This is a genomic window from Pseudomonas sp. IT-P74 (assembly GCF_949768175.1).
Taxonomy (GTDB): domain Bacteria; phylum Pseudomonadota; class Gammaproteobacteria; order Pseudomonadales; family Pseudomonadaceae; genus Aquipseudomonas.
This window is the reverse complement of record NZ_CATKQD010000093.1, coordinates 232,792-253,882: the sequence shown is the minus strand read 5'-3', so window position 1 is coordinate 253,882 and position 21,091 is coordinate 232,792. Positions and strand designations below refer to the sequence as shown.

Below are 21,091 nucleotides of genomic sequence, written 5' to 3'. Positions count from 1 at the left end.
CGTCCTCAAGAGTGCGAAGACTTATGGCAAAGCGTGACTATTACGAAGTGTTGGGTGTTGAGCGTGGCTCAAGCGAAGCGGACCTGAAGAAGGCTTACCGTCGCCTGGCGATGAAGCACCACCCGGACCGTAATCCCGATGACAAGGCGTCGGAAGAGATGTTCAAGGAGGCCAACGAGGCCTACGAAGTGCTGTCCGACTCCAGCAAGCGCGCGGCGTACGACCAGTACGGCCATGCCGGTGTCGATCCGAGCATGGGTGGTGGCGGTGCCGGTTTCGGCGGTCAGAACTTCTCCGACATCTTTGGTGATGTCTTCAGTGACTTCTTCGGTGGCGGTCGCGGCGGTTCCCGTGGCGGCGCTCAGCGCGGCAGTGACTTGCGCTACACCCTGGAACTGGACCTCGAAGAGGCGGTGCGCGGTACGACCGTGAATATCCGCGTTCCGACGCTGGTCAACTGCAAGCCTTGCGACGGCTCCGGCGCCAAGAAAGGCTCCGCGCCGGTGACCTGCCCGACGTGCGGCGGTATCGGCCAGGTGCGCATGCAGCAAGGCTTCTTCTCGGTGCAGCAAACCTGCCCGCGCTGCCATGGCCAGGGCAAGATCATTTCCGATCCGTGCGACTCCTGCCACGGCGAAGGTCGTGTCGAAGAGTACAAGACCCTGTCGGTGAAAGTGCCGGCCGGTGTCGATACCGGTGACCGCATTCGTCTGTCCGGCGAAGGCGAAGCGGGTGCCCAAGGTGGGCCTACCGGCGACCTGTACGTGGTGATCAACGTGCGCGAGCACTCGATTTTCCAGCGCGATGGCAAGCATCTGTTCTGCGAAGTGCCGATCAGCTTCGTCGATGCGGCGCTGGGTGGCGAGCTGGAGATTCCGACCCTCGATGGTCGGGTCAAGCTGAAGATCCCTGAGGGGACCCAGACCGGCAAGCAGTTCCGTGTGCGTGGCAAGGGTGTCGCGCCTGTGCGTGGCGGCGGTGCCGGTGACCTGATGTGCCGTGTGGCGGTCGAGACTCCGGTCAACCTGAGCCGTCGCCAGCGTGAAATGCTCGAGGAGTTCCGTAGTTCGCTGGCGGATGACAACAGCCATTCGCCAAAAACCACCGGTTGGTTCGAAGGCGTGAAGCGCTTCTTCGGCGATTTGTAAGGAGACAGGCATGCGACGTATTGCAGTGATGGGCGCCGCCGGGCGCATGGGCAAGACCCTGATTGAGGCGGTGCAGCAAACCCCGGGTGCCGGTTTGACGGCGGCGGTGGATCGTCCCGACAGCACGCTGGTCGGCGCGGATGCCGGTGAGCTGGCTGCGCTGGGTCGTATCGGCGTGCCCCTGTCCGGTGATCTGGATCGGGTGGTCGACGAGTTCGACGTGCTGATCGACTTCACGCACCCGACGGTGACCCTGAAGAACCTGGCTTTCTGCCGCAAGCACGGCAAGGCCATGATCATCGGTACCACCGGTTTCAGCGTTGAAGAAAAGCAATTGCTGGCGGAAGCGGGCAAGGACATTCCGATTGTCTTCGCGGCCAACTTCAGTGTCGGGGTCAACCTCTGCCTGAAGCTGCTCGACACGGCCGCTCGCGTTTTGGGCGACGATGTCGACATCGAAATCACCGAAGCTCACCATCGGCATAAAGTCGATGCGCCGTCCGGCACTGCCGTGCGCATGGGCGAGGTAATTGCCGATGCGCTGGGGCGTGATCTGAAGAAGGTGGCGGTGTATGGCCGCGAGGGTCAGACCGGCGCTCGCGATCGCGAGACCATCGGTTTCGCCACTGTGCGTGCTGGCGACATCGTCGGTGATCACACCGTGCTGTTCGCCGCCGAAGGCGAGCGTGTCGAGATCACTCACAAGGCGTCCAGTCGCATGACGTTCGCCAAGGGCGCGGTACGTGCTGCTTTGTGGCTGGATGGGCGCGAGCCCGGCCTTTACGACATGCAAGACGTGCTCGATCTGCGTTAAGATGCACCCGAAATCGGGCTCGCGCACCGCGTTTGAGCCCGGTTTTGTTCCGCCAGGCGACGTCCTGTCGCATTCTCCAGCCTTTAAGGCTCATTGGCGGTAGACCAAAAAAGCCTTTTTCTGTAAGCTACAGCTTTAGTGTGTCCACTAAAAGCGCGCAGAATAATTCAGTGAACAAGCGGGGTGACGTGTCCATACGTCACTCCGCTTTTTTACAACCTGCGATCGCCCTTTCAGGCTTTATTTACGGGAGGTCTTCTTGACTAAGCCAGCCATACTCGCCCTTGCTGATGGCAGCATTTTTCGCGGCGAAGCCATTGGAGCCGACGGTCAAACCGTTGGTGAGGTGGTGTTCAACACCGCAATGACCGGCTATCAGGAAATCCTTACCGATCCTTCCTACGCCCAACAAATCGTTACCCTGACTTACCCGCACATCGGCAACACCGGCACCACGCCGGAAGACGCCGAGTCCAACCGCGTCTGGTCTGCCGGCCTGGTCATCCGTGACCTGCCGCTGGTGGCGAGCAACTGGCGTAACACGATGTCCCTGTCCGACTACCTGAAGGCCAACAATGTTGTGGCCATCGCCGGTATCGACACCCGCCGCCTGACGCGCATCCTGCGTGAAAAAGGCGCGCAGAACGGCTGTATCATGGCCGGTGACAACATTTCCGAAGCTGCCGCCATCGCCGCCGCCCAGGGTTTCCCTGGCCTGAAAGGCATGGACCTGGCGAAAGTCGTCAGCACCAAGGAAAGCTACGAGTGGCGCTCGACTGTCTGGGATCTGAAAACCGACAGCCACGCGACCATCGAAGCCTCCGAGCTGCCGTACCACGTGGTTGCCTACGACTACGGCGTCAAGGTGAACATCCTGCGCATGCTGGTCGAGCGCGGTTGCCGCGTGACCGTCGTGCCCGCGCAAACCCCTGCCGCCGACGTGTTGGCGCTGAAGCCGGACGGCGTGTTCCTGTCCAACGGCCCTGGTGATCCGGAGCCTTGCGACTACGCGATCCAGGCGATCAAGGACGTGCTGGAAACCGAGATCCCGGTCTTTGGTATCTGCCTCGGTCACCAGCTGCTGGCCCTGGCCTCCGGCGCCAAGACCCTGAAAATGGGTCACGGCCACCACGGTGCCAACCACCCCGTCCAGGATCTGGACAGCGGCGTGGTGATGATCACCAGCCAGAACCACGGTTTTGCCGTAGACGAAGCGACCCTGCCGGCCAACGTTCGCGCGATCCACAAATCGCTGTTCGACGGCACCCTGCAAGGTATCGAGCGTACCGACAAGAGCGCCTTCAGCTTCCAGGGTCACCCGGAAGCCAGCCCTGGCCCGAACGACGTAGCGCCATTGTTCGATCGCTTCATCACCGAGATGGCCAAGCGACGCTGATCGCTCGCCCTGATGTAGCAAAGCTTGAGGGTGGCCCCGTACCGGCGGCCCCCTCAAGGCTTCAGAGATTGAACAAGACGGCTTGCCGACTGACCTGCGGATTTGAGTGACAAACCCATGCCAAAACGTACAGACATTAAAAGCATCCTGATTCTCGGCGCTGGCCCGATCGTGATCGGCCAGGCCTGCGAATTCGACTACTCCGGCGCCCAGGCCTGTAAAGCCCTGCGCGAGGAGGGTTACCGCGTCATCCTGGTGAACTCCAACCCGGCCACCATCATGACCGACCCGGCCATGGCCGACGCCACCTACATCGAGCCGATCAAGTGGCAGACCGTTGCCAAGATCATCGAAAAAGAGCGTCCGGACGCGCTGCTGCCGACCATGGGTGGCCAGACCGCTCTGAACTGCGCCCTGGACCTGGAGCGCGAAGGCGTTCTGGAGAAGTTCGGCGTAGAGATGATCGGTGCCAACGCCGACACCATCGACAAGGCTGAAGACCGTTCGCGTTTCGACAAGGCGATGAAGTCCATCGGCCTGGCGTGCCCGCGTTCCGGTATCGCCCACAGCATGGAAGAGGCCAATGCGGTCCTCGAGAAGCTCGGCTTCCCGTGCATCATCCGTCCGTCCTTCACCATGGGCGGCACCGGTGGCGGTATCGCTTACAACCGTGAAGAGTTCGAAGAAATCTGCGCCCGTGGTCTGGACCTGTCGCCGACCAAAGAGCTGCTGATCGACGAATCGCTGATCGGCTGGAAAGAATACGAGATGGAGGTTGTCCGCGATAAGAAGGACAACTGCATCATCGTCTGCTCCATCGAAAACTTCGACCCGATGGGTGTGCACACCGGTGACTCGATCACCGTGGCTCCGGCACAGACCCTGACCGACAAGGAATACCAGATCCTGCGTAACGCCTCCCTGGCGGTACTGCGCGAGATCGGCGTGGAAACCGGCGGTTCCAACGTTCAGTTCGGCATCTGCCCGAACACCGGCCGCATGGTCGTGATCGAGATGAACCCGCGAGTATCGCGTTCCTCGGCGCTGGCTTCGAAAGCCACCGGTTTCCCGATCGCCAAGGTCGCGGCCAAGCTGGCTGTGGGTTACACCCTGGACGAGCTGTCGAACGACATCACCGGCGGCAAGACCCCGGCGTCCTTCGAGCCGTCCATCGACTACGTCGTCACCAAGTTGCCGCGTTTTGCCTTCGAGAAATTCCCGAAAGCCGACGCCCGCCTGACCACTCAAATGAAGTCGGTCGGTGAAGTCATGGCCATCGGCCGTACCTTCCAGGAATCCCTGCAGAAAGCCCTGCGCGGTCTGGAAGTGGGCGTTTGCGGTCTGGACGAGAAGGTTGATCTGGCCAACCCGGAAAGCATGAGCGTACTCAAGCGCGAGCTGACCGTGCCGGGCGCCGAGCGTATCTGGTACGTGGCGGACGCGATGCGCGCCGGCATGACCGTCGAAGACATCTTCGGCATGACCATGATCGACCCTTGGTTCCTGGTGCAGATGGAAGACCTGATCAAGGAAGAAGAGAAGGTCAAGACCCTGGGCCTGACCAGCATCGACCGCGATCTGATGTTCCGCCTCAAGCGCAAAGGTTTCTCCGATATGCGCCTGGCCAAGTTGCTGGGTGTGACCGAGAAGAGCCTGCGCGCTCACCGTCACAAGCTGGAAATCTTCCCGGTCTACAAGCGCGTCGACACCTGCGCCGCCGAGTTCGCCACCGATACTGCCTACCTCTACTCGACGTACGAGGAAGAGTGCGAAGCGGCGCCGTCGGGTCGCGACAAGATCATGATCCTGGGTGGCGGTCCTAACCGTATCGGCCAGGGCATCGAGTTCGACTACTGCTGCGTACACGCGGCACTGGCTCTGCGTGATGACGGCTACGAGACCATCATGGTCAACTGCAACCCGGAAACCGTTTCCACCGACTACGACACTTCCGATCGCCTGTACTTCGAACCAGTGACCCTGGAAGACGTGCTGGAAATCGTCCGCGTCGAGAAGCCAAAAGGCGTGATCGTCCAGTACGGCGGCCAGACTCCGCTGAAACTGGCGCGTGCCCTGGAAGCAGCTGGCGTGCCGATCATCGGCACCAGTCCTGACGCCATCGACCGTGCCGAAGACCGTGAGCGTTTCCAGCAGATGGTCCAGCGCCTGAACCTGCGTCAGCCGCCAAACGCCACCGTGCGCAGTGAAGACGAAGCCATTCGTGCCGCCAGCAAGATCGGTTACCCGCTGGTGGTGCGCCCGTCCTATGTACTGGGCGGCCGCGCGATGGAAATCGTCTACGAAGAAGAAGAGCTCAAGCGCTACCTGCGTGAAGCGGTTCAAGTGTCCAACGACAGCCCGGTGCTGCTGGACCACTTCCTCAACTGCGCCATCGAAATGGACGTGGATGCGGTCTGCGACGGCAAGGACGTGGTAATCGGCGCGATCATGCAGCACATCGAGCAGGCTGGTGTTCACTCCGGTGACTCCGCGTGCTCGCTGCCGCCGTACTCGCTGCCGGCGCACATCCAGGACGAGATGCGCGAACAGGTCAAGAAAATGGCCCTGGAGCTCGGCGTGATCGGCCTGATGAACGTACAGTTGGCGCTGCAAGGCGACGACATCTACGTCATCGAAGTCAACCCGCGCGCTTCCCGCACTGTGCCGTTCGTGTCCAAGTGCATCGGTGTTTCCCTGGCAATGATCGCGGCTCGCGTCATGGCCGGTAAGACCTTGAAGGAAATCGGCTTCACCAAGGAAATCATTCCAAACTTCTACAGCGTGAAAGAGGCGGTGTTCCCGTTCGCCAAATTCCCTGGCGTTGACCCGATCCTCGGCCCTGAGATGAAGTCCACCGGTGAAGTGATGGGCGTGGGCGACACCTTCGGTGAAGCGTTCGCCAAGGCCCAGATGGGCGCGAGCGAAGTGCTGCCGACCGGCGGTACTGCGTTCATCAGCGTGCGTGACGACGACAAGCCGCTGGTTGCGGGCGTGGCCCGTGATCTGATCAACTTGGGCTTCGAAGTGGTCGCCACTGCCGGTACTGCCAGGCTGATCGAGGCTGCAGGCCTGAAAGTGCGCCGTGTGAACAAGGTGACCGAGGGTCGTCCGCACGTGGTCGACATGATCAAGAATGACGAAGTCACCCTGATCATCAACACCACCGAAGGTCGTCAGTCGATTGCTGATTCGTACTCCATTCGTCGTAATGCCCTGCAGCACAAGATTTACTGCACCACCACCATTGCTGCTGGCGAAGCCATCTGTGAAGCGCTGAAGTTCGGTCCCGAGAAGACCGTGCGTCGCTTGCAGGATCTACACGCAGGATTGAAGGCATGAGCATAACGAAGTACCCAATGACCGTTCAGGGCGCTCGCGCCCTGGAAGAAGAACACACTCACCTGACCAAGGTCGTTCGTCCGAAGCTCAGCCAGGACATCGGTACGGCCCGCGAGTTGGGTGACTTGAAGGAAAACGCCGAATACCACGCTGCCCGTGAGCAGCAGGGTATGGTCGAGGCGCGGATCCGTGATATCGAAGGCCGAATTCAGAATCAGGTCATCATTGATGTCACGACCATTCCGCACACCGGCAAAGTGATTTTCGGCACCACCGTTGAAATCGCCAACGTCGAGACGGATGAGCGCGTCACTTACCACATCGTGGGTGAGGATGAGGCTGACTTCAAACTCGGCAAGATTTCGGTGGGTTCGCCACTGGCCCGCGCCTTGATTGCCAAGGAAGAGGGTGATGTGGTCGCCGTGAAAACGCCTGGCGGCGTTATCGAGTACGAGATTGTCGAAGTTCGTCACATCTGAAGGTTGGCGCCCGCTTCGTGCGGGCGCCATGCTTTGGCAACTGACCCAGATGTTGTGGGTCGGCGGCCTGTGGCTGTTGCAAATCGGTCTGCTGCCGGTGCTGGGGCGAATTGGCCTGGCGCCGCTGCTGATCGACGAAATCGCAGGCATGCTCAATACGCTGGTAACGGGATTCGCTACGGCGTGTGTGATTTTTCAGGCTTTGGTGCTGGTTAAGGCCGAGGGCCTTGCCAGTCTATGGCGGGATATTCGCGGGCAGCTGCTGTTGATGTCGCTGTGTGCGTGCGCGATGTACTTCGCGGTGCGTTTCGGCTGGCCGGATGCCGATCGTTGGCAGGTGTTCAGCTATCTTGTCTTGGGCTTTTCCGGGCTGGTGCTGGTGTTGCAGCCGATGCCGGGGTGGAGTGGCAGGGTGCGCGAAGCACACCCTTGACCCTTGCCATCACTTGAAGCGATGGACGTTCGACAGCTGCTTGTTGACGCTGAAGTTCTTGCGGTAGATCAGTGCCATCTTGCCGATGACCTGGACCAGATCCGCTTTGCCGACCTTGCAGAGCTCTGCAATGGACGCCAGGCGCGATTCGCGATCGAGGATGTTGAGCTTGATCTTGATCAGCTCGTGATCCGCCAATGCGCGTTCGAGTTCGGCTAACACACCTTCAGTCAAACCATTGTCTGCCACAATCAAAACCGGTTTCAGATGGTGGCCAATGGATTTGTACTGTTTCTTCTGCTCTTGAGTGAGCGGCATAATCTGACCCCTGCGTCTGATCTTGTAAAAAGCGGCGGCCAGTTTACCCGAGCGAGTCCGGGACCGCCCAGTTAATCACGACCCGTTTTATTTTCGAGGTGGCCCGTGGCCCGTTCCAAGACAAGTCTTAAATGGCTGCAAGAACATTTCAACGACCCATTCGTCAAAATGGCGCAAAAAGACGGGTACCGTTCCCGCGCCAGCTACAAACTGCTGGAGATCCAGGAAAAGGATCGTCTGATCCGCCCGGGCATGAGCGTAATCGACCTTGGTGCGGCCCCGGGTGGTTGGTCCCAGGTGACCAGTCGTCTGATTGGTGGGCAGGGCACACTGATCGCTTCTGACATTCTGGAAATGGACAGCATCCCGGACGTCACCTTCATTCAGGGCGACTTTACCGAGGATGCCGTACTGGCCCAGATCCTCGATGCCGTCGGAAATAAGGAAGTAGACCTTGTGATTTCCGACATGGCCCCCAATATGAGTGGATTACCGGCCGTGGACATGCCGCGAGCGATGTTCCTGTGCGAGTTGGCACTGGATCTTTCGACTCGGGTGCTCAAGCCCGGTGGTGATTTTTTGATCAAGATCTTCCAGGGCGAAGGCTTCGACGAGTTCCACAAGAGCGTTCGCCAGCAGTTCGAGAAGGTGCAGATGCGCAAGCCGACCTCATCGCGCGACCGTTCTCGCGAACAGTACCTGCTGGGTCGCGGTTTCCGCGGACGCAGTGAGGGTTGAGTGAATTTTCGATCAGGGTGATAGGTTTTTTGTATTACGCCTTGTCAGAATTAGCGAATATTGTGTAGGAAGTGTTTCACAAAGGGTTACAGACGGCGCCTGCCAAGTTGTAGGTAATGTAGTAAGTTAGGCCGGTGAATATCATGCGAAGCGCGCGTCAGTAGCGGAGCTTGCTTCAGAGGGTAGTTAATTGAACGATATGGCAAAGAATCTGATCCTGTGGTTGATCATCGCGGCTGTCCTGGTGACGGTGATGAACAACTTCTCCAGCCCTAACGAGCCGCAGACCCTCAACTATTCCGACTTCATCCAGCAGGTCAAGGATGGCAAGGTCGAGCGCGTGGCGGTTGATGGCTACGTGATTACAGGCAAGCGCAACGATGGCGACAGCTTCAAGACCATCCGTCCCGCGATCCAGGACAACGGCCTGATCGGCGACCTGGTGGATAACCACGTCGTGGTCGAAGGCAAGCAGCCTGAACAGCAATCCATCTGGACTCAGCTTCTGGTCGCCAGCTTCCCTATCCTCGTGATCATCGCCGTGTTCATGTTCTTCATGCGCCAGATGCAGGGCGGTGCCGGTGGCAAGGGCGGGCCGATGAGCTTCGGTAAAAGCAAGGCGCGCCTGCTCTCGGAAGATCAGGTGAAAACGACCCTGGCTGACGTTGCCGGTTGCGACGAAGCCAAGGAAGAAGTCGGTGAACTGGTCGAATTCCTGCGCGATCCGGGCAAGTTCCAGCGCCTGGGTGGTCGCATTCCTCGCGGTGTGCTGATGGTCGGTCCTCCGGGTACCGGTAAGACCTTGCTCGCCAAGGCCATCGCCGGCGAAGCCAAAGTGCCATTCTTCACCATTTCCGGTTCCGACTTTGTCGAAATGTTCGTCGGTGTCGGTGCCAGCCGTGTTCGCGACATGTTCGAACAGGCCAAGAAACACGCTCCGTGCATCATCTTCATCGACGAAATCGATGCGGTCGGTCGCCATCGTGGCGCCGGCATGGGTGGCGGTCACGACGAACGCGAGCAGACGCTCAACCAGTTGCTGGTCGAGATGGACGGCTTCGAAATGAATGACGGCATCATCGTGATTGCCGCGACCAACCGTCCTGATGTACTGGACCCTGCGCTGCTGCGTCCGGGCCGTTTCGACCGCCAGGTAGTGGTCGGTCTGCCGGACATCCGTGGTCGCGAACAGATTCTCAAGGTTCACATGCGCAAAGTGCCGATGGGCGACGACGTTGCTCCGGCCGTGATCGCTCGTGGTACTCCAGGCTTCTCCGGTGCTGACCTGGCCAACCTGGTGAACGAGGCATCGTTGTTCGCTGCCCGTGCCGGCAAGCGCATCGTCGAGATGAAAGAGTTCGAACTGGCGAAAGACAAGATCATGATGGGCGCCGAGCGAAAATCCATGGTCATGTCCGAGAAAGAAAAGCAGAACACGGCTTATCACGAAGCGGGCCACGCCATCGTGGGGCGTGTCGTGCCGGAGCATGATCCGGTGTACAAGGTGTCGATCATCCCGCGCGGTCGTGCGCTGGGTGTGACCATGTTCCTGCCGGAAGAAGATCGTTACAGCCTGTCCAAGCGTGCGTTGATCAGCCAGATCTGCTCGCTGTACGGCGGTCGTATCGCTGAAGAAATGACCCTGGGCTTCGATGGCGTGACCACCGGTGCCTCCAACGACATCATGCGCGCCAGCCAGATTGCGCGGAACATGGTGACCAAGTGGGGTCTTTCGGAAAAGCTCGGTCCGTTGATGTATGCCGAAGAAGAGGGTGAAGTGTTCCTCGGTCGCGGCGGTGGCGGTCAGGGTGCAAGCTTCTCTGGTGAGACAGCCAAGCTGATCGACTCCGAAGTACGCAGCATCATCGATCAGTGCTATGGCACGGCGAAGCAGATTCTCACGGACAATCGTGACAAGCTCGATGCGATGGCTGATGCCTTGATGAAGTACGAAACGATCGATGCCGAGCAGATTGACGACATCATGGCCGGTCGTCCGCCTCGCGAGCCTCGTGACTGGTCGGGTGGCACGGGTACTTCCGGTACTCCGCCGGTGGTGCAGGATGAGCGTCCGGAAACACCGATCGGCGGTCCTGCTGCTGACGTATAAGGTTTGAAATGACTTCTGTTCAGTCCTCGACCCGGTTGCCTTGCGGCAACCGGGTTCTTGATTTGGCCCAGACGCATGTCATGGGTATTCTCAATGTCACCCCTGATTCTTTCTCCGATGGTGGCCAATACAGCCAGCTCGACGCGGCCATGCGCCACGCCGAAGCCATGGTGGCGGCCGGCGCGACGCTGATCGATGTCGGTGGAGAATCCACCCGCCCCGGAGCCAGGGTCGTATCGCCACTCGAAGAGCTGGAGCGCGTAGCTCCCATCATCGAGCGCATCAGCCGCGAGCTGGATGTGATCATATCGGTCGACACCTCAACGCCAGCCGTCATGCGAGAAGCCGCGCGCCTGGGTGCCGGGTTGATCAATGACGTGCGTTCGTTGCGTCGCGATGGTGCCCTGGATGCAGCAGCGGCCACCGGTCTGCCGGTCTGCCTGATGCATATGCTGGGCGAGCCGGGCGATATGCAGGACAATCCGCAGTATCAGGATGTCACAAGGGAAGTCGGCGAGTTTCTCGCTGAGCGCCTGCATCAGTGTTCTTTGGTGGGCATTCCGGCTGAGCGGGTCATTCTTGACCCCGGCTTTGGCTTCGCCAAAACCTTGCAGCACAATCTAAGCTTGTTCAAGCATATGGAAGCCCTGCATGCCTTTGGGCGGCCACTTCTGGTGGGCGTTTCGCGCAAGAGCATGATAGGTCAGGCCTTGAACCGGCCGGTCGGAGAGCGCTTGTATGGCGGTCTTGCTCTCGCGGCCCTGGCTGTGCAGAAGGGCGCGCGTATTTTGCGCGTCCATGACGTGGCCGAAACAGTGGATGTGGTGAGAATGATCGCCGCAGTGGAATCAGCCGAATAAGAATCATGGAGCATTTATGACTAGGAAATATTTTGGTACCGACGGTATTCGTGGTCGGGTGGGTCAATACCCGATTACTCCTGATTTCATGCTCAAGCTCGGCTGGGCTGCTGGCATGGCTTTTCGCAAGATGGGCGCCTGCAAGGTGCTGGTCGGCAAGGACACCCGAATTTCCGGCTACATGTTTGAGTCGGCGCTCGAGGCGGGCCTGACGTCGGCAGGTGCCGATGTGATGCTGCTGGGGCCGATGCCGACTCCGGCTATCGCCTATCTGACGCGCACTTTCCATGCCGAGGCTGGCATCGTGATCAGTGCGTCGCACAATCCCCATGATGACAACGGCATCAAGTTCTTCTCCGGTAAGGGCACCAAGCTCCCGGATGAAGTCGAACTGATGATTGAAGAGTTGCTCGATACGCCAATGACCGTGGTGGAGTCGAGCAAGATCGGCAAGGTCTCGCGAATCAATGATGCGTCGGGACGCTATATCGAATTCTGCAAGAGCAGCGTGCCGACCGGCACCAGCTTCTCGGGCCTGAAAATCGTCATCGATTGCGCTCACGGTGCGACCTACAAAGTGGCACCGAGTGTGTTTCGCGAGTTGGGCGCTGAAGTCGTCGTGCTGTCGGCGCAGCCGAATGGTTTGAACATCAACGACAATTGCGGTTCGACCCATATGGGGGCGCTGCAGGCTGCCGTTGTGGCCGAGCAGGCCGATCTGGGTATTGCCTTCGATGGTGACGGTGACCGCGTTCAGATGGTCGATCACACCGGTGCGGTGGTGGATGGTGACGAATTGCTGTTCATCATTGCCCGTGATCTGCATGAGCGCGACAGGCTGCAGGGCGGTGTGGTCGGAACCCTGATGAGTAACCTGGGGCTGGAACTGGCCCTGGCGGACCTGGGCATTCCATTGGTGCGTGCCAACGTCGGCGATCGCTATGTCATTGCCGAGCTGCTGGAGCGCAACTGGATCGTGGGGGGTGAAAACTCCGGGCACATCGTATGCTTCAGTCACACCACCACGGGTGATGCAATCATTGCGGCGCTGCAGGTGTTGATGGCGCTGCAATCGCGTGGCGATGGTCTGGCGCAATCCCGGCAGGCGCTACGCAAGTGCCCTCAGGTGTTGATCAATGTGCGATTCGGTGGCGGCGCAAGTCCTCTTGATCATCCGTCGGTCAAGGAGGCCAGTGAGCGTGTGACCAAGGCCATGGCCGGTCGGGGGCGTGTGCTGTTGCGCAAGTCCGGAACCGAACCACTGGTGCGTGTGATGGTCGAAGGCGAAGACGAAACGCAGGTTCGCGGCTATGCCGAAGAGCTGGCAAAACTGGTTACTGAAGTTTCTGCCTGAATTCGGCTTGCCAGCCATGATTGTGTTGGGTAACATCTGCGCCCACTTTGACCGACGAGGTACAGCATGCGTCGCCCTATGGTAGCTGGTAACTGGAAGATGCACGGTACCCGCGCCAGCGTCGCTGAGCTGATCAACGGCCTTCGTGACTTGGCCTTGCCGAGCAGTGTTGATGTCGCGGTATTCCCGCCTTTCCTGCATATCAATCAAGTGATTGATGGCCTGGAAGGAAAGTCGATTTCGGTCGGCGCGCAGAATTCTGCGGTGGAATCCGGACAAGGTGCGTTGACCGGTGAGGTTGCGCCGAGTCAGTTGGTGGATGCAGGTTGTTCCCTGGTGCTTGTCGGGCACTCCGAGCGCCGCCAGATCATGGGCGAGCAGGACGCAGTGCTGATCCGCAAGTTCGCAGCGGCGCAGGCATGTGGCTTGATTCCGGTGTTGTGCATAGGGGAAACCCTTGAGCAGCGTGAAGCCGGAAAAACTCTTGAGGTTGTCTCGCGTCAGCTGGGCAGTATCATCGAGGAGCTGGGTGTCGGTGCCTTTGCCAAGGCAGTGATCGCTTACGAGCCGGTCTGGGCCATTGGTACCGGGCTGACTGCAACGCCGCAACAAGCGCAGGATGTGCACGCAGCCATTCGCGCCCAGTTGGCGGCAGAGAATTCTGAAGTCGCACAAGGTGTGCGGCTTCTATACGGCGGCAGCGTGAAGGCGGCCAATGCGGTCGAACTGTTCGGCATGCCGGATATCGATGGGGGTCTCATTGGTGGGGCTTCCCTGAATGCAGATGAGTTCGGTGCGATCTGTCGCGCCGCGGGAAACTGAAAAAATGCTGGAAACAGTCGTAGTCGTTTTTCATCTGCTGGGTGCATTGGGCGTAGTGGCTCTGGTTTTGCTGCAGCAGGGTAAAGGTGCGGATGCTGGCGCGTCTTTCGGAGCAGGTGCTTCAAATACTGTGTTCGGAAGCCAAGGTTCCTCTACCTTTCTTAGTAAGTTTACTGCTATACTTGCCGCAGGTTTTTTCATAACCAGCTTGGGGTTAGGTTACTTTGCTAAAGAGAAGGCTCACCAGCTGACTCAAGTAGGTCTCCCAAATCCAGCGGTACTGGAAGTTCCAAAGCAACAACCGGCTTCTGATGATGTCCCGGTGCTTCAAGAGCAAAAGTCGGCTACTCCAGCGACTGACGTGCCTCCAGCTCAAGAGCAGAAGTAAGAAGGGTTTCAAACGTAGTATTGCCGAGGTGGTGGAATTGGTAGACACGCAACCTTGAGGTGGTTGTGCCCATAGGGTGTAGGGGTTCGAGTCCCCTTCTCGGTACCAATTAGTCAGGAGAGCCCGCTGTTGCGGGCTTTCTTGCAGGTGGAAGGTTACATTGACCCTGTAGGGGATCGGTCGTATACTTCCGCCCCAGCTTTGTCGCGGGGTGGAGCAGTCTGGTAGCTCGTCGGGCTCATAACCCGAAGGTCGTCGGTTCAAATCCGGCCCCCGCAACCAGTTTAAGGAGCCCCTTTTAAGGGGCTTTTTGTTAGCTGGACACTTTCAACGCCGCTGTTCGACGGCGTTTCAAGGATGGGCGTTTCGCCCATTTTTTTATTTTGCATAGCATGCACATACATGCACTAGGGGGTTCAGGTGTCGAGCAAGCTAGAAGAGTTGCAGGCCTTGCTGGCCCCGGTGGTCGTGGCCCTAGGCTATGAATGCTGGGGTATCGAGTTTTCGGCTCAGGGTCGTCACTCGATGTTGCGCGTTTATATCGATAAAGAAGGCGGCGTGCTGGTGGACGATTGCGCCATCGTCAGCCGCCAGATCAGCGGTGTGCTGGATGTTGAAGATCCAATCTCCGTTGAGTACACCCTTGAAGTTTCCTCGCCTGGCATGGAACGCCCTCTGTTCACTCTTGAGCAGTTTGCAAAATTTGCCGGTGAACAAGTGAAGATCAAGCTGCGCTCGCCTTTTGAAGGACGACGCAACTTTCAGGGCCTTCTGCGCGGCGTAGAAGAGCAGGATGTCGTGGTGCAGGTAGAAGACCATGAGTTCCTGTTGCCGATCGATATGATCGACAAGGCCAACATTATTCCCAGTTTTGACTGAGGCGTGCCAGATACTGCGGATCCCGCGGATCCAATGGCTTGCGAAAGGCGAGGCGTACGATGAGCAAAGAAGTACTGCTGGTTGTTGAGTCGGTATCCAATGAAAAGGGCGTACCGGCAAACGTGATTTTTGAAGCGCTGGAGCTGGCCCTGGCCACTGCTACCAAAAAGCGTTTCGAAGACGAAGTTGATCTGCGTGTGGAAATCAATCGCCACACCGGTGCTTACGAGACATTCCGTCGCTGGACGGTCGTCGAAGAAGCAGACCTGGACGATCCGGCCATCGAAACCTGGCCGAGCAAGGTTGCCGAAACGCATCCTGGCGCCAAGGTCGGTGACGTCGTAGAAGAGAAGATCGAGTCCATCGAATTCGGCCGTATCGCTGCACAGACTGCCAAGCAAGTCATTGTGCAGAAAGTTCGCGAAGCCGAGCGCGCTCAGGTTGTTGACGCTTACCGCGAACGCCTGGGTGAAATCATCTCCGGCACCGTGAAAAAAGTCACCCGCGACAACGTGATCGTTGATCTGGGCAACAACGCTGAAGCGTTGCTGGCCCGTGAAGACATCATTTCTCGCGAAACTTTCCGGGTTGGCGTGCGTCTGCGTGCGCTGCTCAAGGAAATCCGCACCGAGAACCGCGGCCCGCAGCTGATCCTGTCGCGTACCGCGCCGGAAATGCTGATCGAGTTGTTCCGCATCGAAGTGCCGGAAATTGCCGAAGGCCTGATCGAAGTGATGGCTGCGTCCCGTGATCCGGGTTCGCGTGCCAAGATCGCCGTTCGCTCCAAGGACAAACGCATCGACCCGCAGGGCGCTTGCATCGGTATGCGCGGTTCGCGCGTCCAGGCAGTGTCGGGTGAGTTGGGCGGTGAGCGTGTTGACATCGTTCTGTGGGACGACAACCCGGCTCAATTCGTGATCAACGCCATGTCCCCGGCCGAGGTTGCGGCAATTATCGTTGACGAAGATGCCCACGCAATGGACATCGCCGTTGGCGCAGACAATCTGGCTCAGGCCATCGGTCGCGGTGGTCAGAACGTGCGTCTGGCTAGCCAGTTGACTGGCTGGACCCTGAACGTGATGACCGAATCGGACATCCAGGCTAAGCAGCAAGCAGAAACCGGCGACATCCTGCGCAACTTCATCGACGAGCTGGAAGTCGACGAAGACCTGGCACAGGTGCTGGTAGATGAAGGCTTCACCAGCCTGGAAGAGATTGCCTACGTACCGTTGGAAGAAATGCTCAACATCGACGGCTTTGACGAAGAAACCGTCAACGAGCTTCGCGCTCGTGCCAAGGATCGTTTGTTGACCAAAGCCATCGCTACTGAGGAAAAGCTGGCAGACGCCCATCCGGCCGAAGACCTGCTCTCGCTTGAGGGTATGGACAAGGATTTGGCGATGGAACTGGCGGTGCGCGGCGTAATTACCCGCGAAGACCTGGCCGAGCAGTCTATTGACGACCTGCTCGACATCGACGGCATTGACGATGATCGTGCCGGCAAGTTGATCATGGCCGCCCGAGCCCACTGGTTCGAGTAATTAGGCGCGGCCTGAGGAGAGAAGTGCATGACGCAAGTCACGGTGAAACAACTGGCCGATGAGGTCAAAACACCGGTAGAGCGCCTGTTGCAGCAGATGCGTGAGGCAGGTCTGCCGCACACCGCCGCCGAAGAACATGTGACTGACAGTGAGAAGCAATCGTTGCTGACTCACTTGAAAAGCAGCCACAAGGCGAAAGTGGAAGAACCACGCAAGATTACGCTGCAGCGTAAAACCACCAGCACCCTGCGTGTTGCTGGCAGCAAGAGCATCAGCGTTGAAGTACGCAAGAAGAAAGTCTTCGTACAGCGCAGCCCGGAAGAAATCGAAGCCGAGCGCAAGCGTGAACTGGATGAACGTCGCGCAGTAGAAAATGCTGCTCGTCAGAAGGCTGAAGAAGAAGCCAAGCGTCGCGCCGAAGAAGAAGCGCGTCGCCAGCCTGCTACTGCGCAGACCGCTCAAGCCGAACCTGTTGCAGCGCCTGCTACGGTGGCCGAGCCAGTTCGCGAAAGCGCACCGGTTGTGGCGGCTGCTCCAGCGCCTGCGGCCGATACCCGCAAGCGTGACGAACAGCGCCGTCCGGACAAGCCACGTGCCGACGACAGCAACCGTCGCGGTAGCGGCGATGGCGAGCGCAAAAACGCTCCGCATCGTGCTTCCGTCAAGGAAAAGGCTCCGGCTCCACGTGTTGCTCCACGTACTACCGACGAAGAAAGCGATGGCTTCCGTCGTGGTGGTCGCGGCAAGGCCAAGCTGAAGAAGCGCAACGCTCACGGTTTCCAGAGCCCTACCGGTCCTGTCGTGCGCGAAGTGAAGATCGGCGAAACCATCACTGTTGGCGATCTCGCCCAGCAGATGTCGGTGAAGGCTGCTGAAATCATCAAGTTCATGTTCAAACTGGGTACTCCAGCGACCATCAACCAGGTACTGGATCAGGAAACTGCCCAGTTGGTTGCTGAAGAGCTGGGCCACAAAGTGACCCTGGTCAGCGACACCGCCCTGGAAGATTCCCTGGCCGAGTCCCTGAAGTTTGAAGGCGAGGCAGTTTCCCGTGCACCAGTCGTGACCGTAATGGGCCACGTTGACCACGGTAAGACTTCCCTGCTCGACTACATTCGTCGTGCCAAGGTTGCTGCTGGCGAAGCCGGTGGTATCACCCAGCACATCGGTGCTTACCACGTTGAAACCGACCGTGGCATGGTGACGTTCCTCGACACCCCTGGTCACGCTGCGTTTACCGCAATGCGTGCCCGTGGTGCCAAGGCGACCGACATCGTGATCCTGGTGGTTGCAGCGGACGACGGCGTGATGCCACAAACCATCGAAGCCGTTCAGCATGCCAAGGCAGCTGGCGTACCGTTGGTAGTAGCAGTGAACAAAATCGACAAGCCGGGCGCCGATCTCGATCGCATCCGTAGCGAACTGTCGGTTCACGGCGTGACGTCGGAAGAGTGGGGTGGTGACACGCCGTTCGTACCGGTCTCGGCGAAGATGGGTACTGGCGTCGACGAACTGCTCGAAGCTGTATTGCTGCAAGCCGAAGTTCTGGAGCTGACTGCAACTCCGTCGGCTCCTGGTCGCGGTGTCGTGGTTGAATCCCGTCTCGACAAGGGCCGTGGTCCGGTGGCTACCGTTCTGGTTCAAGACGGTACCCTGCGCCAAGGCGACATGGTCCTGGTCGGTTCGAACTATGGCCGCGTTCGCGCCATGCTCGACGAGAACGGCAAGCCAATCAAGGAAGCCGGTCCGGCCATCCCTGTCGAGATCCTCGGCCTGGACGGTACCCCGGACGCTGGCGACGAGATGAGCGTGGTTGCCGACGAGAAGAAAGCCCGTGAAGTGGCTCTGTTCCGTCAAGGCAAGTTCCGTGAAGTCAAGCTGGCCCGTGCTCACGCCGGCAAGCTGGAAAACATCTTCGAAAACATGGGTCAGGAAGAGAAGAAGACGCTCAACATCGTCCTCAAATCCGACGTCCGTGGTTCGCTGGAAGCGTTGAACGGTGCCTTGAACGGCCTGGGTAACGACGAAGTGCAAGTGCGTGTGGTCGGTGGCGGTGTCGGTGGTATCACCGAATCCGACGCCAACCTGGCACTGGCCTCCAACGCTGTACTGTTCGGCTTCAACGTGCGTGCCGATGCCGGCGCGCGCAAGATCGTCGAGCAGGAAGGTCTGGATATGCGTTACTACAACGTGATCTACGACATCATCGAAGACGTCAAGAAAGCCCTGACCGGTATGCTCGGCAGCGATGTTCGCGAGAACATCCTGGGTATCGCCGAAGTGCGTGACGTGTTCCGTTCGCCGAAGTTTGGCGCGATCGCCGGTTGCATGGTTATCGAAGGTGTTGTGCACCGTAACCGTCCAATCCGTGTACTGCGTGAAGACATCGTTATCTTCGAAGGCGAGCTGGAATCCCTGCGCCGCTTCAAGGATGACGCTTCCGAAGTACGTGCCGGCATGGAATGCGGTATCGGCGTGAAGAGCTACAACGACGTTAAAGTCGGTGACAAGATCGAAGTCTTCGAGAAGGTGCAGGTTGCTCGCAGCCTCTAATTCGCGCACTTCAGGAGCCGTGACGGGTAGCCGCATGCAAATGCGCAGCTCGTCACCAGGACTCTAAACGCAACGCCCGGTCTGGCTTCTGTCAGGCCGGGCGTTTGCCGCTTTCAGACCACACGGGTTTCACCGTGAGGCAGTAACAGGTAACAAGACATGGCAAAAGAATATAGCCGTACCCAACGTATCGGCGATCAGATGCAGCGCGAGCTGGCACAACTGATCCGTCGTGAAGTCAAAGACCCGCGCGTCGGCCTGGTCACCATTACCGCTGTGGAAGTCAGTCGTGACGTCGGTCACGCCAAGATCTTCATCACCGTGATGGGTCAGGACAGCGCCGAAGAAATCGCACAAAGCATCAAGGTGCTCAACTCCGCCGCCGGTTTCCTGCGCATGCAGCTGGCTCGCGAGATGAAACTGCGTAGCGTTCCACAGCTGCACTTCCACTACGACGAAAGCGTCGTGCGTGGCGCGCACCTGTCGGCATTGATCGAGCGCGCAGTGGCTGAAGACAATCAGCATCCGGTTGCGGCAGAAGCCGAAGACACCAAGGAGTAATCGGTGGCTCAGGTCAAACGTATCCGTCGTAACGTCAGCGGCATTATCCTTCTCGACAAGCCGCTGGGGTTCACCTCCAACGCGGCCTTGCAGAAGGTTCGCTGGTTGCTGAACGCCGAAAAGGCAGGTCATACCGGTAGTCTCGATCCTTTGGCCACCGGGGTGTTGCCGCTGTGCTTCGGTGAGGCGACCAAGTTCTCGCAATACCTGCTCGATTCCGACAAGGGTTATGAAACCCTGGCGCAACTGGGCAAGACCACCACCACGGCGGATGCCGAAGGTGAAGTTTTGCAGGAACGTCCGGTGACCGTTGGTCGCTCCGATGTCGAGGCTGTACTGCCGAAATTTCGTGGGCAAATCAGTCAGATACCGCCGATGTACTCGGCGCTCAAGCGTGATGGCCAGCCGCTGTACAAGCTGGCTCGTGCGGGCGAAGTAGTGGAGCGCGAACCGCGTTCTGTTACTATTACGCGCTTGGAATTACTGGCCTTCGAAGGTGATACTGCGCGGCTGGCGGTGGATTGCACCAAAGGCACCTATATCCGTACCCTGGTGGAGGATATCGGTGAGCAACTCGGTTGTGGCGCTTACGTTGCAGAACTGCGACGTACCCAGGCCGGGCCATTCACCCTGGCGCAGACGGTTACCCTCGAAGAGCTGGAAGCGGTACATGCCGAAGGCGGCAACGAAGCGGTCGATCGCTTCCTGATGCCATCGGACAGCGGCCTGCTGGATTGGCCACTGTTGCAGTTCTCGGAAGCGAGTGCGTTCTACTGGCTCAACGGCCAGCCGGTACGTGCCCCGGATGCTCCGAAGTTCGGCATGGTGCGGGTACAGGATCACAATGGTCGTTTCATCGGTATCGGTGAAGTGAGCGAAGACGGGCGCATCGCGCCGCGTCGACTGATTCGGTCAGAATGACCGAAACCAGTCTGTGTAACAGCAGGCTGGCGAGGGTGGCTGTCAACAGGCACGGTCACTACTCTTTTTTAGATACAGGGATTTGTCCCTGGCCTGTTGAAACTGTTTTTCGACAAACAGTTTCCTGATAAAAGGATTGCCTCATGGCTCTCGACGTTCAAGAAAAAGCTCAAATCGTAGCTGACTACCAGCAAGCTGTTGGTGACACTGGTTCGCCAGAAGTGCAAGTTGCACTGCTGACCGCCAACATCAACAAGCTGCAAGGTCACTTCAAGGCCAACGGTAAAGACCACCACTCCCGTCGTGGTCTGATCCGCATGGTTAACCAGCGTCGTAAGCTGCTGGACTACCTGAAAGGCAAGGATCTGGGTCGCTATCAGACTCTGATCGGTCGCCTGGGTCTGCGTCGCTAATAAGCGATTGCGCTAGAGGTTGGC

The 21,091-nt window shown here is 58.8% G+C and carries 19 protein-coding genes and 2 tRNA genes; 20 read left to right on the top strand and 1 reads right to left on the bottom strand.

Going from position 1 to position 21,091, the window contains the following annotated elements; all coding sequences use genetic code 11:
• Positions 1-23 precede the first annotated feature (23 nt).
• The 6 genes from dnaJ to ACM6J5_RS28855 all read left to right on the top strand — a co-directional run bounded on the left by dnaJ (position 24) and on the right by ACM6J5_RS28855 (position 7,609).
• Entirely contained in the window at positions 24-1,148 is a 1,125-nt protein-coding gene (dnaJ, locus tag ACM6J5_RS28880; protein ID WP_057716482.1) for a molecular chaperone DnaJ, read from the top strand.
• Between the two features lie 10 nt (positions 1,149-1,158).
• On the top strand, positions 1,159-1,962 hold the full coding sequence (gene dapB / locus ACM6J5_RS28875; protein ID WP_414929788.1) for a 4-hydroxy-tetrahydrodipicolinate reductase: 804 nt from the start codon (positions 1,159-1,161) through the stop codon (positions 1,960-1,962).
• A 259-nt stretch (positions 1,963-2,221) separates the two neighbouring features.
• Complete coding sequence (gene carA, locus ACM6J5_RS28870) at positions 2,222-3,358, top strand: glutamine-hydrolyzing carbamoyl-phosphate synthase small subunit (RefSeq protein WP_046038697.1); 1,137 nt, start codon at positions 2,222-2,224, stop codon at positions 3,356-3,358.
• A gap of 117 nt (positions 3,359-3,475) precedes the next feature.
• On the top strand, positions 3,476-6,697 hold the full coding sequence (gene carB, locus ACM6J5_RS28865; protein ID WP_414929787.1) for a carbamoyl-phosphate synthase large subunit: 3,222 nt from the start codon (positions 3,476-3,478) through the stop codon (positions 6,695-6,697).
• A gap of 2 nt (positions 6,698-6,699) precedes the next feature.
• Positions 6,700-7,176 (top strand): transcription elongation factor GreA, encoded by a 477-nt coding sequence (gene greA, locus ACM6J5_RS28860; RefSeq protein ID WP_034148383.1) that lies wholly within the window; start codon positions 6,700-6,702, stop codon positions 7,174-7,176.
• A 28-nt stretch (positions 7,177-7,204) separates the two neighbouring features.
• Positions 7,205-7,609, top strand: coding sequence for an MFS transporter (locus tag ACM6J5_RS28855; RefSeq protein WP_095942404.1), 405 nt, complete (start codon positions 7,205-7,207; stop codon positions 7,607-7,609).
• A 9-nt stretch (positions 7,610-7,618) separates the two neighbouring features.
• Here the strand turns inward: ACM6J5_RS28855 and ACM6J5_RS28850 are convergent, their stop codons facing one another.
• Positions 7,619-7,927 (bottom strand): YhbY family RNA-binding protein, encoded by a 309-nt coding sequence (locus tag ACM6J5_RS28850; RefSeq protein WP_007942889.1) that lies wholly within the window; start codon positions 7,925-7,927, stop codon positions 7,619-7,621.
• A 105-nt stretch (positions 7,928-8,032) separates the two neighbouring features.
• On the opposite strand from ACM6J5_RS28850, the gene rlmE reads away from it, so the two are divergent.
• The 14 genes from rlmE to rpsO all read left to right on the top strand — a co-directional run bounded on the left by rlmE (position 8,033) and on the right by rpsO (position 21,067).
• Complete coding sequence (rlmE, locus tag ACM6J5_RS28845) at positions 8,033-8,665, top strand: 23S rRNA (uridine(2552)-2'-O)-methyltransferase RlmE (RefSeq protein WP_150672216.1); 633 nt, start codon at positions 8,033-8,035, stop codon at positions 8,663-8,665.
• 199 nt (positions 8,666-8,864) lie between these two features.
• Positions 8,865-10,775, top strand: coding sequence for an ATP-dependent zinc metalloprotease FtsH (gene ftsH, locus ACM6J5_RS28840; protein WP_095942402.1), 1,911 nt, complete (start codon positions 8,865-8,867; stop codon positions 10,773-10,775).
• Between the two features lie 8 nt (positions 10,776-10,783).
• Entirely contained in the window at positions 10,784-11,635 is an 852-nt protein-coding gene (gene folP, locus ACM6J5_RS28835) for a dihydropteroate synthase (RefSeq protein WP_414929786.1), read from the top strand.
• 16 nt (positions 11,636-11,651) lie between these two features.
• Positions 11,652-12,989 (top strand): phosphoglucosamine mutase, encoded by a 1,338-nt coding sequence (gene glmM / locus ACM6J5_RS28830; RefSeq protein WP_095942400.1) that lies wholly within the window; start codon positions 11,652-11,654, stop codon positions 12,987-12,989.
• 66 nt (positions 12,990-13,055) lie between these two features.
• Entirely contained in the window at positions 13,056-13,811 is a 756-nt protein-coding gene (tpiA, locus tag ACM6J5_RS28825; RefSeq protein ID WP_046038710.1) for a triose-phosphate isomerase, read from the top strand.
• Positions 13,812-13,815: 4 nt separating this feature from the next.
• Positions 13,816-14,199: a preprotein translocase subunit SecG gene (secG, locus tag ACM6J5_RS28820; RefSeq protein ID WP_017336473.1), complete on the top strand. Its 384-nt coding sequence runs from the start codon at positions 13,816-13,818 to the stop codon at positions 14,197-14,199.
• Between the two features lie 22 nt (positions 14,200-14,221).
• Positions 14,222-14,307: transfer RNA gene (locus ACM6J5_RS28815), tRNA-Leu, on the top strand.
• A 97-nt stretch (positions 14,308-14,404) separates the two neighbouring features.
• A tRNA-Met gene (locus ACM6J5_RS28810) sits at positions 14,405-14,481 on the top strand.
• A gap of 138 nt (positions 14,482-14,619) precedes the next feature.
• On the top strand, positions 14,620-15,078 hold the full coding sequence (gene rimP / locus ACM6J5_RS28805; RefSeq protein WP_007973115.1) for a ribosome maturation factor RimP: 459 nt from the start codon (positions 14,620-14,622) through the stop codon (positions 15,076-15,078).
• 59 nt (positions 15,079-15,137) lie between these two features.
• A complete protein-coding gene (gene nusA / locus ACM6J5_RS28800) occupies positions 15,138-16,619 on the top strand; it encodes a transcription termination factor NusA (protein WP_007900474.1) in 1,482 nt (493 codons plus the stop codon).
• A gap of 27 nt (positions 16,620-16,646) precedes the next feature.
• The gene (gene infB / locus ACM6J5_RS28795) at positions 16,647-19,172 is read left to right on the top strand and encodes a translation initiation factor IF-2 (protein WP_150672214.1); all 2,526 of its coding nucleotides are present in this window, start codon (positions 16,647-16,649) and stop codon (positions 19,170-19,172) included.
• Positions 19,173-19,331: 159 nt separating this feature from the next.
• Positions 19,332-19,733 carry a 30S ribosome-binding factor RbfA gene (rbfA, locus tag ACM6J5_RS28790; RefSeq protein ID WP_007973108.1) on the top strand — a complete coding sequence of 134 codons (402 nt, stop codon included), beginning with the start codon at positions 19,332-19,334 and terminating at the stop codon, positions 19,731-19,733.
• 3 nt (positions 19,734-19,736) lie between these two features.
• Positions 19,737-20,654 carry a tRNA pseudouridine(55) synthase TruB gene (gene truB, locus ACM6J5_RS28785; RefSeq protein WP_095942398.1) on the top strand — a complete coding sequence of 306 codons (918 nt, stop codon included), beginning with the start codon at positions 19,737-19,739 and terminating at the stop codon, positions 20,652-20,654.
• 143 nt (positions 20,655-20,797) lie between these two features.
• Positions 20,798-21,067, top strand: a complete 270-nt coding sequence (gene rpsO / locus ACM6J5_RS28780; protein WP_015093441.1) for a 30S ribosomal protein S15 — start codon at positions 20,798-20,800, stop codon at positions 21,065-21,067.
• Positions 21,068-21,091 lie beyond the last annotated feature (24 nt).

Bases quoted from the DNA above. Each gene is read 5' to 3' on its own strand.
- infB (WP_150672214.1), top strand. From the start codon at position 16,647: ATGACGCAAGTCACGGTGAAACAACTGGCCGATGAGGTCAAAACACCG.
- glmM (WP_095942400.1), top strand. From the start codon at position 11,652: ATGACTAGGAAATATTTTGGTACCGACGGTATTCGTGGTCGGGTGGGT.
- ftsH (WP_095942402.1), top strand. From the start codon at position 8,865: ATGGCAAAGAATCTGATCCTGTGGTTGATCATCGCGGCTGTCCTGGTG.
- ACM6J5_RS28850 (WP_007942889.1), bottom strand. From the start codon at position 7,927: ATGCCGCTCACTCAAGAGCAGAAGAAACAGTACAAATCCATTGGCCAC.
- secG (WP_017336473.1), top strand. From the start codon at position 13,816: ATGCTGGAAACAGTCGTAGTCGTTTTTCATCTGCTGGGTGCATTGGGC.
- carB (WP_414929787.1), top strand. From the start codon at position 3,476: ATGCCAAAACGTACAGACATTAAAAGCATCCTGATTCTCGGCGCTGGC.
- rpsO (WP_015093441.1), top strand. From the start codon at position 20,798: ATGGCTCTCGACGTTCAAGAAAAAGCTCAAATCGTAGCTGACTACCAG.
- rbfA (WP_007973108.1), top strand. From the start codon at position 19,332: ATGGCAAAAGAATATAGCCGTACCCAACGTATCGGCGATCAGATGCAG.
- dapB (WP_414929788.1), top strand. From the start codon at position 1,159: ATGCGACGTATTGCAGTGATGGGCGCCGCCGGGCGCATGGGCAAGACC.
- dnaJ (WP_057716482.1), top strand. From the start codon at position 24: ATGGCAAAGCGTGACTATTACGAAGTGTTGGGTGTTGAGCGTGGCTCA.
- tpiA (WP_046038710.1), top strand. From the start codon at position 13,056: ATGCGTCGCCCTATGGTAGCTGGTAACTGGAAGATGCACGGTACCCGC.
- ACM6J5_RS28855 (WP_095942404.1), top strand. From the start codon at position 7,205: ATGCTTTGGCAACTGACCCAGATGTTGTGGGTCGGCGGCCTGTGGCTG.
- folP (WP_414929786.1), top strand. From the start codon at position 10,784: ATGACTTCTGTTCAGTCCTCGACCCGGTTGCCTTGCGGCAACCGGGTT.
- nusA (WP_007900474.1), top strand. From the start codon at position 15,138: ATGAGCAAAGAAGTACTGCTGGTTGTTGAGTCGGTATCCAATGAAAAG.